14 protein-coding genes are annotated in these 12,977 nt (G+C 68.4%); 7 read left to right on the top strand and 7 right to left on the bottom strand.

Annotated features, from left to right (window positions below; translation table 11 throughout):
• Positions 1 to 6: 6 nt before the first annotated feature.
• The 5 genes from HMPREF2914_RS08305 to HMPREF2914_RS08285 are packed head-to-tail and all read right to left on the bottom strand — an operon-like array spanning position 7 to position 3,341.
• Positions 7 to 756 (bottom strand): SGNH/GDSL hydrolase family protein, encoded by a 750-nt coding sequence (locus HMPREF2914_RS08305; protein WP_023092553.1) that lies wholly within the window; start codon positions 754 to 756, stop codon positions 7 to 9.
• 1 nt (position 757) lies between these two features.
• On the bottom strand, positions 758 to 1,939 hold the full coding sequence (purT, locus tag HMPREF2914_RS08300; RefSeq protein WP_003092658.1) for a formate-dependent phosphoribosylglycinamide formyltransferase: 1,182 nt from the start codon (positions 1,937 to 1,939) through the stop codon (positions 758 to 760).
• A gap of 37 nt (positions 1,940 to 1,976) precedes the next feature.
• Positions 1,977 to 2,171 (bottom strand): DUF1289 domain-containing protein, encoded by a 195-nt coding sequence (locus HMPREF2914_RS08295; protein WP_023092552.1) that lies wholly within the window; start codon positions 2,169 to 2,171, stop codon positions 1,977 to 1,979.
• Positions 2,168 to 2,692 carry a gamma carbonic anhydrase family protein gene (locus tag HMPREF2914_RS08290; RefSeq protein WP_003092662.1) on the bottom strand — a complete coding sequence of 175 codons (525 nt, stop codon included), beginning with the start codon at positions 2,690 to 2,692 and terminating at the stop codon, positions 2,168 to 2,170. The genes HMPREF2914_RS08295 and HMPREF2914_RS08290 overlap by 4 nt, the downstream gene beginning before the upstream one ends.
• Before the next feature lie 37 nt (positions 2,693 to 2,729).
• On the bottom strand, positions 2,730 to 3,341 hold the full coding sequence (locus HMPREF2914_RS08285) for a CoA pyrophosphatase (protein ID WP_003092664.1): 612 nt from the start codon (positions 3,339 to 3,341) through the stop codon (positions 2,730 to 2,732).
• 140 nt (positions 3,342 to 3,481) lie between these two features.
• On the opposite strand from HMPREF2914_RS08285, the gene HMPREF2914_RS08280 reads away from it, so the two are divergent.
• The 7 genes from HMPREF2914_RS08280 to nagE all read left to right on the top strand — a co-directional run bounded on the left by HMPREF2914_RS08280 (position 3,482) and on the right by nagE (position 11,994).
• Positions 3,482 to 4,036 (top strand): NUDIX hydrolase, encoded by a 555-nt coding sequence (locus HMPREF2914_RS08280; RefSeq protein ID WP_003104820.1) that lies wholly within the window; start codon positions 3,482 to 3,484, stop codon positions 4,034 to 4,036.
• Positions 4,037 to 4,098: 62 nt separating this feature from the next.
• Positions 4,099 to 4,599 (top strand): L,D-transpeptidase family protein, encoded by a 501-nt coding sequence (locus HMPREF2914_RS08275; RefSeq protein WP_003092667.1) that lies wholly within the window; start codon positions 4,099 to 4,101, stop codon positions 4,597 to 4,599.
• 242 nt (positions 4,600 to 4,841) lie between these two features.
• A complete protein-coding gene (locus tag HMPREF2914_RS08270) occupies positions 4,842 to 5,585 on the top strand; it encodes a GntR family transcriptional regulator (RefSeq protein ID WP_003092669.1) in 744 nt (247 codons plus the stop codon).
• 16 nt (positions 5,586 to 5,601) lie between these two features.
• Entirely contained in the window at positions 5,602 to 6,693 is a 1,092-nt protein-coding gene (gene nagA, locus HMPREF2914_RS08265; protein ID WP_070702814.1) for an N-acetylglucosamine-6-phosphate deacetylase, read from the top strand.
• Entirely contained in the window at positions 6,690 to 7,712 is a 1,023-nt protein-coding gene (locus HMPREF2914_RS08260; RefSeq protein WP_023092550.1) for an SIS domain-containing protein, read from the top strand. Before nagA ends, HMPREF2914_RS08260 begins: the two co-directional genes overlap by 4 nt.
• Before the next feature lie 16 nt (positions 7,713 to 7,728).
• Positions 7,729 to 10,257, top strand: a complete 2,529-nt coding sequence (ptsP, locus tag HMPREF2914_RS08255; protein WP_023092549.1) for a phosphoenolpyruvate--protein phosphotransferase — start codon at positions 7,729 to 7,731, stop codon at positions 10,255 to 10,257.
• A 24-nt stretch (positions 10,258 to 10,281) separates the two neighbouring features.
• Positions 10,282 to 11,994, top strand: a complete 1,713-nt coding sequence (nagE, locus tag HMPREF2914_RS08250) for an N-acetylglucosamine-specific PTS transporter subunit IIBC (protein WP_003112082.1) — start codon at positions 10,282 to 10,284, stop codon at positions 11,992 to 11,994.
• A gap of 201 nt (positions 11,995 to 12,195) precedes the next feature.
• Here nagE and HMPREF2914_RS08245 read toward each other — a convergent pair whose 3' ends face one another.
• Entirely contained in the window at positions 12,196 to 12,513 is a 318-nt protein-coding gene (locus HMPREF2914_RS08245) for a YqfO family protein (protein WP_003092679.1), read from the bottom strand.
• A gap of 179 nt (positions 12,514 to 12,692) precedes the next feature.
• On the bottom strand, positions 12,693 to 12,971 hold the full coding sequence (locus HMPREF2914_RS08240) for a CDGSH iron-sulfur domain-containing protein (RefSeq protein ID WP_003092681.1): 279 nt from the start codon (positions 12,969 to 12,971) through the stop codon (positions 12,693 to 12,695).
• Positions 12,972 to 12,977: the final 6 nt, after the last annotated feature.

The raw sequence follows: 12,977 nt of genomic DNA, 5'->3' as shown, positions 1-12,977 counted from the left end.
TCTCGCTCAGGCTACCGCGGCGCCGCCCTTCTCCCTCGCCGCCAACCAGTCGGCGAGGGCCCCGGCCCAGACCTGGTAGCCCAGCTGCGACGGATGAAAGCCGTCGATGGCCAGGTAGCCCGGAAGCAGGTCCAGCGAGATCGGGCAGTAGCCGGCGCCGGTCGCGCCAGCGAGATCGCGCAGCGCCTCGTCGAGCAGCCGCCCGCGCCACCCCAGCAGGGCCCGCAGCAACCCGGGCAAGGCGGAAAAATGCCGCAGCGGCGGCACCGCGGTGCAGGTCACCTGCGCGCCGGCCGCCTGGAAGCCTTCGATCAGGGCCGCGCAGTCGGCACGCCAGCGTTCGAGGGAGCGCAGGCTGGTGGTGTCATTGACGCCGAAGACCAGGATCACCTGGTCGAAGAAACGTCCCGCCACCTGCGGTAGCAGGCGTTCGCGCGCCTCGCCGCTGGTGATGCCGTTCTCGCCCAGCGCCTGCCAGGCCACCGGGCGGCGCAGACGCTCGCCCAGCGCCGCGGCCAGGCGGCCGGCCAGGGCGTAGTCCAGGCAACTGGCGCCGACCCCGGCCACTGTCGACTCACCGAACAACAGCAAGCGCAGCGGCTCTTCGGCACCGGACCCACCGACCAGCCCTTCGCGAGGTCCCGCCGCGGGCGCCAGGCGCAAGGCTCGGCGGCGGGTGCGGATAGCCAGCGGCACCGCCAGCGGCAGCAACGGCAGAGCCGCCGCCCACCAGGCCAGCGATGCCAGCCGGCGCATCTCAGAGTTCGACGCGAACCGCCTGGGCGGCCCGGGTCGCCTTGGCGCGAGCGGCGTCGATCGACTCGTCGCGCGCCAGGGCCACGCCCATCCGCCGCTGGCCATCCACTTCCGGCTTGCCGAACAGGCGTAGCGCCGTATCCGCCTCGCTCAGCGCGGCGCCTAGGTTGGCGAAAGCGACCTGCCGGGACTTGCCTTCCACCAGGATCACCGCCGAGGCCGACGGGCCAAGCTGGCGGATCACCGGGATCGGCAGGCCGAGGATCGCCCGCGCGTGCAGCGCGAACTCGGAAAGATCCTGGGAAATCAGGGTCACCAGGCCGGTATCGTGCGGTCGCGGCGACACCTCGCTGAACCACACCTGGTCGCCCTTGACGAACAGTTCGACGCCGAACAGCCCGCGTCCGCCGAGGGCCTCGGTCACTGCCCGGGCGACCCGCTCGGACTCGGCCAGGGCCTGCGCGCTCATCGCCTGCGGCTGCCAGGACTCGTGGTAGTCGCCCTTGACCTGGCGGTGACCGATCGGCGCGCAGAAAGTGGTGCCGTCGACGTGGCGCACGGTGAGCAGAGTGATTTCGTAGTCGAAATCGATGAAGCCCTCGACGATCACCCGGCCCTTGCCGGCGCGCCCGCCTTCCTGGGCATAGTCCCAGGCCGCCTGCAGGTCGTCGGGGCCTTTCAGGACGCTCTGGCCCTTGCCCGACGAACTCATGATCGGCTTCACCACGCAGGGGTAGCCGACGCGCTCGACGCCACGGCGGTAGTCCTCGAAGGTATCGGCGAAGTGATAGGGCGAGGTCGGCAGGCCGAGTTCCTCGGCAGCCAGCCGGCGGATACCCTCGCGGTTCATGGTCAGTTGCGCGGCGCGGGCGGTGGGCACCACGGTGTAGCCTTCGGCCTCCAGCTCGACCAGGGTCGCGGTGGCGATGGCCTCGATCTCGGGCACGATGTAGTGCGGCTTCTCCTGCTCGATCACCGCGCGCAGGGCGGCGCCGTCGAGCATGCTGATCACGTGGCTGCGATGTGCCACCTGCATGGCCGGCGCGTTGCCATAGCGATCGACGGCGATCACTTCGCAACCCAGGCGTTGCAGCTCGATGGCGACTTCCTTGCCCAGCTCGCCGGAGCCACAGAGAAGGACGCGGGTCGCGCTCGGCGACAGGGGGGTACCGATACGGGTCATGGAAGAACCTCGGAAATGAAAGAAAACGGAATCCGCTTCAGACGGAACCGCTGACCAGCCCTTGCGCCTTGGCGCGCTCGAAACAGCGACCGAGCACCTCGCGGCGCTCGTCGTTGCTCATCAGGCCCCAGCGGGTGATCTCGGCCGCCGTGCGCTGGCAGCCGATGCAGATGTCCTGCTCGTCCAGCGCGCAGACATGCACGCAGGGCGAAGCCACCGGTCGCTCGTTCACGCCGGGTCCTCGACGAGGTCGCGGGCGTAACGGCGGGCATTGTGCACATAGTGGGCGGCGCTGGCCTCGAGCATCTTCTTCTGCGGCTCGCTCAGCTCGCGCACTACCTTGCCCGGCGAGCCCATCACCAGCGAGCCGTCGGGAATCTCCTTGCCCTCGGGAATCAGCGCGTTGGCGCCGATGATGCAGTACTTGCCGATCTTCGCCCCATTGAGGATCACCGCGTTGATCCCCACCAGGCTGTAGTCGCCCACGCTGCAACCATGCAGCATGGCGTTGTGGCCGACGGTGACGCCCTTGCCGAGGGTCAGCGGATAGCCCATGTCGGTGTGCATCACCGAGCCGTCCTGGACGTTGCTGTGCTCGCCGATATGGATCAGCTCGTTGTCGCCGCGCAGCACCGCGCCAAACCAGACGCTGGCGCCGGCATCCAGGCGAACCTTGCCGATCACCGCTGCGCTGGGCGCGATCCAGCTGTCGGGATGGGTTTCGACGCGGGCATCGCCCAGGCGGTATTTCATCGCGATCTCCTCATGGCCGGGGTCTGCGCCCCGTCGGTCAACTCAGTTTGATGAACGAAGCCGGCGGCGTGTGCAGGTCGATGGGGTCGTCGTACAGCAGGTTGACCAGCTCCACCACCATGATGGCCGTCAGGCCCCAGATCTTGAACTCGCCGAAGCGATAGCTGGGCACGTACCAACTGCGGCCGAAGTAGTCGATACGGTGGGTGACCTCGCGCGGGTCGTCGCGAAAGAAACTCAGCGGCACGTTGAACACCGCGGCGATCTCGCCGTCGTTGGGCTGGTACTCGACGAAGTCGGGAATGAAGGCGACATAGGGAGTGACCTCGATACCATGCCGCGAGACCAGGGTGCTCAGCGGCCCGACCACTTCCACCAGGCCCGGCGGCAAGGCGATCTCCTCCTCCGCCTCGCGCAGGGCGGTGCGCACCAGGTCGGCATCTTCCGGGTCGCGCCGCCCGCCGGGGAAGGCGACCTCGCCGCCATGGGTGGACAAACCGGCGGCGCGCAAGGTCAGCACCAGCTCCGGATCGTCGCTGCGGGTGATAGGCACCAGCACGGCCGCTTGGGGGAAGCGCTGGTCGGTATCCAGTTGGCGGGGGCGGTGCGCCTCGATGCGTTGGCGCAGCTCGTCGAGCGTGCAGTTCATACTGCCGGGGTTTCCGAGGTCTTGTCGTTTCCCCGAGATCATGGCACGAAAGCCCCGGCCAGCCCACCCCTCCCGCACGGGGCCTTGTCGCCTCCCGGCCAGCCGAGCAAGATAGGCCTTTCCCCGAAGAAGAACCTGGCATGAAATTCTGCAGCCTGTGCGGCGCCACGGTGGTCCAGCGCATCCCGGACGGCGACAACCGCCTGCGCTACGTCTGCGACGCCTGCCACACCGTGCACTACCAGAACCCGCGTATCGTCGCCGGCAGCCTGCCGGTGTGGGACGGCCAGGTCCTGCTCTGCCGTCGCGCCATTGCGCCGCGCCTGGGCTACTGGACGCTGCCGGCCGGCTTCATGGAGAACGGCGAGACCCTCGCCCAGGCGGCGGCCCGCGAGACAGAGGAAGAAGCCAACGCGCGGATCGGCGACCTGCAGCTCTATACCCTTTTCGACCTGCCGCACATCAGCCAGGTCTACCTGTTCTTCCGCGCCGAGCTGCTCGACCTGGATTTCTCCGCCGGCGATGAAAGCCTGGAGGTGCGGCTTTTCGACGAAGCGAAGATTCCCTGGTCGGAGCTGGCTTTTCCGACCATCGGCCGTACCTTAGAATGCTACTTCAGCGACCGCCGCGAAGGCTGCTTCCCGGTGCGCAACGAAGCCATTGCACCTATGCTGGCTTCCTATAAGAAAGACTGAACGCCAAACACTCGAACACCGCCGCCGTTGCGGCTCAAGGGAATATCGGGGATTTCACTTCCATGCGCTGGTTGCTTGCTTTGCTGTGCTTGACCTTCGCCAGTCTGACCCAGGCCAATGCCGCGCCGAGCCTGGAAGGCAAGGTGGACAAGGTCCTGGTGCTCAAGTCCGAGCGAAAACTGCTGCTCCTCAACAAAGGCAACGTCCTGAAAAGCTACCGTGTCTCGCTGGGCAAGCGCCCGACCGGCCCGAAGCTGGCCGAAGGCGACAACCGCACCCCGGAAGGCTTCTACTGGATCGACTGGCGCAAGACCAGCAACAACTACAACCTCTCCATGCACATTTCCTACCCCAACGCCCGCGACGTGGCCAAGGCCCGGGAAAAGGGCCTGCCGGCCGGTGGCATGATCATGATCCACGGCACCCCGCTGGATGACGAATACCCGGAGTGGTACTTCTCCACCCTGGACTGGACCAATGGCTGTATCGCCATGAACAACACCGACATGCGCGAAGTCTGGAGCGTGGTGAAAGACGGCACGCTGATCGAGATCCGCCCCTGACAGAACCAGGCTGATACCACTCGTCAGCCGTCAGCCACACCAGGAACGCCGCCGCGAGATTTTCCGGCGGCGTTTTCTTTTATCCGTCAAACCCTTGCACCCCTTACTCAGGCCGAGTCAATCGACGGGACGGCTGGCTGACGCGTGCGCGACGCACAACTGGCATTGACGTGGTATTCAAGTGGTATTAATTTTCCCAGCATTACCGGGCGACAACAACACAATCCGCATCGGAACCTCTCATGAAGACAGCCCACGACCTGCTCCTGGCCCTGCGTCCCGACGAGGCGCAACCCACCCCCCTCTATCTGCAGCTGGCGCGCAATCTCGAGAGCGCGATCCATGCCGGCCAGTGGAAAGCGGAGGAAGCGCTGCCCTCCGAACGCAACCTCAGCGAAACCCTGAACATTTCCCGCGTCACCGCGCGCAAGGCCCTCGAAGTACTCTTCGAGCAGGGGCTGATCCGCCGCAACCAGGGCTCCGGCACCTTCATTACGCCGCGTCTCGAACAACCGCTGTCGCGTCTCTCCAGCTTCAGCGAGATGCTCCGCCTGAAAGGCTTCACCCCCGGCTCCACATGGCTGGAGCGCGGCATCGCCCTGCCCACCCACGACGAACTGATCCGCCTCGGCCTCTCGCCGACCGAGAAGGTCGCGCGCATGAAGCGCCTGCGCAAGGCCGACGGCACGGTGATGGCGATCGAGAACAGCACCCTGCCGGCACGCCTGCTGCCGGATCCGACAGCGGTCGGCGATTCCCTCTACGAATACCTGGACGGCATCGGTCGCCCGGTGGTCCGCGCCCTCCAGCACGTGCGCGCGATCAACGCGTCCGCGTCCGATGCCGCGTTGGTCGGCATCGCGCCGGGCACCGCGATGCTGCTGATGACCCGGATCGGCTACCTCGAGGACAACACCCCGATCGAGCTGACCGACACCTACTGCCGCAACGACTACTACGACTTCGTCGCCGAACTGCGACGCTGACCGACACGGAGCCGCCATGCTCGAAGGCAACATCCTCACCCCGCAAGGCTGGATCCTCGGCCGCCTGCACATCCAGGACGGGCGTATCCAGCGGATCGAAGGCGAGCCCTGCGATCCGGCCGGCAACGCCGATCCGTACCTGCTGCCAGGCTTCATCGACCTGCATGTGCACGGCGGCGGCGGCCGCGACATCATGGAAGGCGGCGACGCCTTCGCCACCATCGCCCGCACCCACCGGCGCTTCGGCACGACCTCGCTGCTGGCCACCACCATGACCGCACCGCGCGAGGAGATCGCCGACATCCTCAGCCAGCTCGGCGATTACTGCCGCCGCTCGCTGGAGGGCGGTTCACGGATACTCGGCGTGCACCTGGAAGGCCCCTACATCAACTTCGGCAAGCTCGGCGCGCAGCCCAACTTCGCCCATGCCGCGGCGCTCGAGGAAGTCGAGGACTACCTGCGCCGCGCGCCGATCCGGGTGATCACCATCGCCCCCGAGATCGCCGGACACCGGCCGCTGATCCGCGCCCTCGCCGAGCGCGGCGTACGCCTGCAGATCGGCCATACCCTGGGCAGCTACGAGGATGGCGTGGCCGCACTGGAAGCCGGCGCCAGCAGCTTCACCCACCTCTACAACGCGATGACCGGCCTGCACCACCGCGAACCGGGTATCGTCGGCGCGGCCCTGGCCCACGCACGCTACGCCGAGCTGATCCCCGACCTGCTGCATGTCCATCCCGGCGCCATCAGGGTGGCCCTGCGTTCGATCCCGTGCCTGTACTGCGTGACCGACTCCACCGCCGCCGCCGGCATGCCCGACGGCCAGTACAAGCTCGGCAGCCACACGGTGACCAAGTGCCTGGGCGGCGTGCGCCTGCCCGACGGCACCCTGGCCGGCAGCACCCTGACCATGGACCAGGCGCTGCGCAACCTGGTGAAGATCGGCCTGCCCCTGGCCGAAGCCTCGCAACGCCTTTCGCAATTCCCCGCCGATTACCTCGGCCTCGCCGAGCGCGGCCGCCTGGCGCCCGCAGCCTGGGCCGATGTGGTGCGCCTGGATCGCGCCCTGGAACTCGATGCCGTGATGGTGGAAGGAGAACTCGAATGACTTCGCTGATGCTCGAGGAAGCGCTCTCCGCCGCCGCGGTGGCGAGCCGTCAACTGGCCGTGCTCGACGCCTGCCTGCCGGCGCTTGGCCAGCGCCTGCGGGAGGTCGATCCGAACCTGGCGCTGACCGTCGCGCGCGGCAGCTCCGACCATGCCGCCAGCTACTTCGCCTACCTGGCCATGCAGCACGCCGGCTTGCCGGTGGCCTCGCTGCCCATGTCGGTGGTGACCCTGAACCGCTCGCCGCTGCGTGTCGCCGGGCAGGCCGTCTTCGCTTTCTCGCAGTCCGGGCAGAGCCCCGATCTCGTGGACAGCCTGCGCATCCTGCGCGAACGCGGCGCCCTGAGCATCGCCCTGGTGAATGCCGAGGATTCGCCGCTGGAAGCCGCCAGCGAATTCGTCGTGCCGCTCTGCGCCGGCAGCGAGCGCAGCGTCGCAGCGACCAAGAGCTTCATCGCCACGCTCAGCGCCAGCGCCCGCCTGCTCGCCCACTGGCAGCGCGACAATGCCCTGCTGGCCGCAGGCCAGGGCCTGGCGGCCGGGCTGGAGCAGGCCGCCAGGCTCGACTGGTCGCCGGCCATCGAGGCCCTGCGCGACTGCCAGCGGCTGATGGTGATCGGTCGCGGCGCCGGCTACGCCATCGCCCAGGAGGCCGCGCTGAAATTCAAGGAAACCTCGGCGATCCAGGCCGAGGCCTTCAGCAGCGCCGAGGTCCGCCATGGACCGATGGCGCTGGTCGAGGAGCGCTATCCGCTGCTGGTGTTCGCTCCCCGCGGCCCGGAGCAGGAAGGCCTGCTGGCGCTCGCCGAGGATATGCGCCAGCGCGGTGCGCAGGTATTGCTCGCCGCCCCGGACGACATCGCCGAACGCGACCTGCCGCTGCAGCGCGCCGCGCATCCGGCCCTCGATCCGATCCTGGCGATCCAGAGTTTCTACGTCATGGCCGCCGGCCTAGCCGAAGCCCGCGGCATGGACCCGGACCAGCCACGGCACCTGAGCAAAGTCACCCGAACCCACTGAGCCTGAGCGCGCGCCCATGAACAACAAGAATCTCGCCCTCAAAGCGCCCCTGAGCGGTCCCGTGATGCCGCTCAACCGAGTACCCGACCCGGTGTTTTCCAGCGGCACCCTGGGCGAAGGCATCGCCATCGACCCGCTCAACGACTGCCTGCACGCGCCCTGCGCCGGGCTGGTCAGCCACCTGGCGCGAACCCGCCACGCGCTCAGCCTGCGTGCCGACAACGGTGCCGAGCTGCTGCTGCACGTCGGCCTCGACACCGTACAGCTGCAAGGCGAAGGCTTCGAGGCGCTGGTCGAGGAAGGTGCGCGGGTGATCGAGGGCCAGCCGCTGCTGCGCTTCGACCTGGACCGCGTCGCCCGCGGCAGCCGCAGTCTGATCACGGTGATGATCCTGACCAACGGCGACGGCTTCCAGGTACGCCCGCTGACCACCAACCCGGTGGAGGTCGGCGCGCCGCTCCTGCAACTGAGTCCGGAGAAGGCCGAGCAACGTCCAGCCAATCCCGCGCCTGGCGAAGGCTCCGCGCAGCGCCAGGTTCGCGGGCGGGCGCGGGTCGCCCATCATGGCGGTCTGCACGCACGCCCGGCAGCGCTGCTACGCAAGACCGCGCAGGGCTTTTCCAGCCAGGCCGAACTGCACTTCGCCGGGCAGGTGGCCAGCGTCGACAGCCTGGTCGGCATCATGGGCCTGGGGGTCGCCGAACAGGACGAGGTAGAGGTGATCTGTCGCGGCGAAGACAGCGAGGCGGCCCTCGGCGCCCTGCTCGCGGCCCTCGCCAGCGCCACCGCGGGGGCTCCGAAGGATGCCCCGCGCGCCATCGCCCCGGGCGAGGCGGCGCGACCTGCGGCTGTCGCCGGTACCCTGGCCGGCGTCTGCGCTTCGCCCGGCCTGGCCAGCGGTCCCCTGGCGCGGCTCGGCGCCATCAGCCTGCCGGCGGATGACGGCCGGCATCGTCCCGAGGAACAGCACCTCGCCCTGGACCAGGCCCTGCAACGGGTGCGCGACGACGTACAGGGGAGCCTGCAGCAGGCCAGGCTCGGCGGCGACGAGAACGAAGCGGCGATCTTTTCCGCGCATCTCGCGCTGCTGGAAGACCCGGGTCTGCTGGACGCCGCCGACATGCTGATCGACCAGGGCGTCGGCGCCGCCCACGCCTGGCACCGGGCGATCCAGGCCCAGTGCGAGATTCTCCAGGCGCTGGGCAACCTGCTGCTGGCCGAGCGCGCCAACGACCTACGCGACCTGGAAAAACGCGTATTGCGGGTGCTGCTCGGCGACACCGCGCCGTTGCGGGTGCCTGCTGGCGCCATCGTCGCCGCCCGGGAGATCACCCCCTCCGACCTCGCGCCGCTGGTGGATGCCGGCGCGGCTGGCCTGTGCATGGCCGAAGGCGGCGCCACCTCCCACGTGGCCATCCTCGCCCGCAGCAAGGGCCTGCCGTGCCTGGTGGCGCTCGGCGCCGGGCTGCTGGAGCTGGAGGAAGGCCGGCAGGTGGTGCTGGACGCCGGCCAGGGCCGGCTGGAACTCAGCCCCGACGCTCGACGCCTGGAGCAGGTCGCCTTGCAAGTGGCGCAGCGCGAGGAACAACGCCGCCGCCAGCAGGCCGATGCGCAGCGCGAGGCGCTCACCCGCGACGGCCGGCGCATCGAGATCGGCGCCAACGTCGCCTCGCCGCGCGAGGCCGCCGAAGCCTTCGCCAACGGTGCCGACGGGGTCGGCCTGCTACGCACCGAGTTTCTCTTTCTCGAGCGCCGCGCCGCGCCCGACGAAGAGGAGCAGCGCAACGCCTACCAGGAGGTCCTGGACGCCATGGGCCAGCGCAAGGTGATCATCCGCACCATCGATGTCGGCGGCGACAAGCACCTCGACTACCTGCCGCTGCCGGTGGAAGAAAACCCAGCACTGGGCCTGCGCGGCATCCGCCTCGGCCAGGCGCGCCCGGAGCTGCTCGACCAGCAGTTGCGCGCGCTGCTCAGGGTCGAACCACTGGAACGCTGCCGGATACTGCTGCCGATGGTCAGCGAGGTCGATGAACTGCGCGCCATCCGTGGCCGCCTCGGCGAGCTGGCCACGCAGTTGGGGATCGAGCGCCTGCCCGAACTCGGGGTGATGATCGAGGTGCCTTCCGCCGCCCTGCTCGCCGATCAACTGGCCGAACACGCCGACTTCCTCTCCATCGGCACCAACGACCTGTCGCAGTACGCCCTGGCCATGGACCGTTGCCACGCCGGCCTGGCCGACCGCATCGACGCCCTGCACCCGGCCTTGCTGCGGCTGATCGCCCAGACCTGCGCCGGAGCAGCCCGCCACGGCCGCTGGGTCGGCGTCTGCGGTGCGCTGGCCTCGGACCCGCTGGCGACACCGGTACTGGTCGGCCTCGGGGTCGAGGAATTGTCCGTCGGCCCGAACCTGGTCGGCGAGATCAAGACCCGGGTGCGCCAGCTCGACGCCGCCGAATGCCGCCGCCACGCCCAGGCGCTGCTGGACCTGGGCAGCGCCCGGGCGGTGCGCGACGCCTGCCTGCAACACTGGCCGCTGGCCTGACAAGAACAATCGGAGACCACCGCCATGCCCCCGTTCCTGATCGAAAGCCTGCAACGCCTGGGCCGCGCCCTGATGCTGCCGATCGCGATCCTGCCGATCGCCGGCCTGCTGCTGCGCCTGGGCGACGTCGACCTGCTCGACATTCCGCTGGTCCACGACGCCGGCAAGGCGATCTTCGCCAACCTGGCGCTGATATTCGCCATCGGCATCGCCGTCGGTTTCGCTCGCGACAACAACGGCACCGCCGGCCTGGCCGGCGCCATCGGCTACCTGGTGATGATCTCGGTACTCAAGGTGATCGATCCGGGCATCGACATGGGCGTGCTCTCCGGCATCATCAGCGGCCTGGTGGCTGGCGCCCTGTATAACCGCTTCAAGGACGTGAAGCTGCCGGAATACCTGGCGTTTTTCGGCGGCCGCCGCTTCGTGCCGATCGCCACCGGGATCAGCGCGGTCTGCCTGGGCCTGCTGTTCGGGGTGATCTGGCCACCGCTGCAACAGGGTATCAACGGCCTCGGCCAACTCATGCTGGAAAGCGGCAGCTTCGGCGCCTTCGCCTTCGGCGTGCTGAACCGCCTGCTGATCGTCACCGGGTTGCACCACATCCTCAACAACCTGGTGTGGTTCGTCTTCGGCAGCTTCACCGACCCGGAAACCGGGCGCGTCGTCACCGGCGACCTGGCGCGCTATTTCGCCGGCGACCCGAAGGGCGGCCAGTTCATGGCCGGGATGTTCCCGGTGATGATGTTCGGCCTGCCCGCCGCCTGCCTGGCGATGTACCGCAACGCCCGTCCGGAGCGGCGCAAGCTGATCGGCGGACTGCTCCTGTCGATGGCCTTGACCGCCTTCCTCACCGGTGTCACCGAGCCGGTGGAGTTCGCCTTCATGTTCCTCGCGCCGCTGCTCTACCTGCTGCATGCGCTGCTCACCGGCCTGTCCATGGCCCTCACCGACCTGCTCGACATCCGCCTCGGCTTCACCTTCTCCGGTGGCGCCATCGACCTCGCCCTGGGCTGGGGCCGTTCCACCCACGGCTGGATGCTCTGGCCGCTGGGCCTGCTCTATGCCGGCATCTATTACCTGGTGTTCGACTTCTGCATCCGCCGCTTCAACCTGAAGACCCCGGGCCGCGAAGACGACGCGAGCAGTGAATCGGGCGACAACACCGAAGCCGAGCGCGCCCCGGCATTCATCCGCGCCCTGGGTGGCGCAGCCAACCTCGAAGTGGTGGACGCCTGCACCACGCGCCTGCGTCTGCGCCTGGTCGACCGCGACAAGGCCTCGGACGCCCAGCTCAAGGCCCTCGGTGCGATGGCCGTGGTACGTCCGGGCAAGGCCGGCAGCCTGCAGGTGGTGGTCGGCCCACAGGCCGACAGCATCGCCGACGAGATCCGCCGCGCCCTGCCCTTCGATACGCAACCGGGCGAAGCCGTACCGCCGCTGGGCAGTCCGAACACAGCCGAAGAGGTGGTGTCGATGCAGGCCACCGTCGACGCCGCCGAAGCCCAGGCCTGGCTCGGCGCCCTCGGCGGCGCCGGCAACCTGCGCGAGGTACGGGACGTCGCACTGACCCGCCTGCGGGTCAGCGTGGCGGACGAACGCAAGCTGGCCACCGAGCAACTGCGTCGTCTCGGCGGACAGGGCGTCAGCTCCCTCGCCGGCGGCATCTGCCATATCCTGGTGGGCCCCCGCGCCGCGGCCTTGAGCCAGGCCCTGCAACCGCTGCTGCGGCGCTGACGGCAGGAGGGCTGAACCTCGGCCAATCGGCGGATAACCGCCAAGCGGTTATCCGCCCTACGCCACAGCTCCCACGCTCGGGTTCGTTAATCGCGAGACGGTTGTTCGCGCCACGCCACAGCCCCGGGTCGGGCTCTCCCCGTGAGGCGGATAACGAAAAAGGCGGCCACTGGCCGCCCTTCCTGCTTGTCCGAGGAAAACTCAGAAGACCATGTCGGTCAGGCGCCAGACTTCGTAGGCCGGGGTCTCATAGGGATGCGCCGCCTTCAGCGCCTTGACGCTGGCGTGGATGAGCTCGTCGGCCACCACCAGCTCCACTTTCCACTCCGCCACGTGCTCGACCTGGCCGACCTGGCCCAGGTAGGGTTGGCTACCGTCCAGGGGCCGGAACTGGCCCTGTCCAAGGGACTGCCAGCAGCAACTGTCGTACGCCCCGATGCGCCCGCCACCCGCGGCGAACACCGCTTGCTTGACGACATCCAGATGGCTCTCAGGCACATAGAAACACAGCTTGTACATCGTTTTCTCCGCACGAATCGAATGCTGCACGAGGCGGTCGGTGGTTGTGCGACTGCCGACGCCAAATAATGGCACTTTGCCTTGACATGATGAATATTTGACGCTGCCTTTACGACAGATAAGCGCAACATTTGTTCGCTCGTCACAACACCTTCGTGCGGGCGTTCACAGATTTACGTTCAGCCGCGGAAACGCCGCCACCTGGCCTTCAGCCCGAAGGCGGAAGGCGCATGGCTGCCGTCGCAATACGGCAGGTCGGCGGAGCGCCCGCAGCGGCACAACAGCAACAGGCGCTCGCGGGTCGCGTGGAGCGTCAGGCCGTTGCGGCAGTCGGCGGGACAATCGGGAAGCGAAGCCGAAGCCCCGCAGGTACAGAGCCGCAAGGTGTCGCCGGGAGAGACCCGGCGAACCTCGGGAAGAAGGTCGGGCGACGAGCTGGAGTCCGCATCGCCCGCCATGCCTGA

The sequence above is a fragment of the Pseudomonas sp. HMSC067G02 genome (assembly GCF_001813485.1).
GTDB classification, from domain to species: Bacteria; Pseudomonadota; Gammaproteobacteria; order Pseudomonadales; family Pseudomonadaceae; genus Pseudomonas; species Pseudomonas aeruginosa.
The sequence above is the reverse complement of the archived record's forward strand: the minus strand, read 5'-3'. Positions and strand labels throughout refer to the sequence as shown.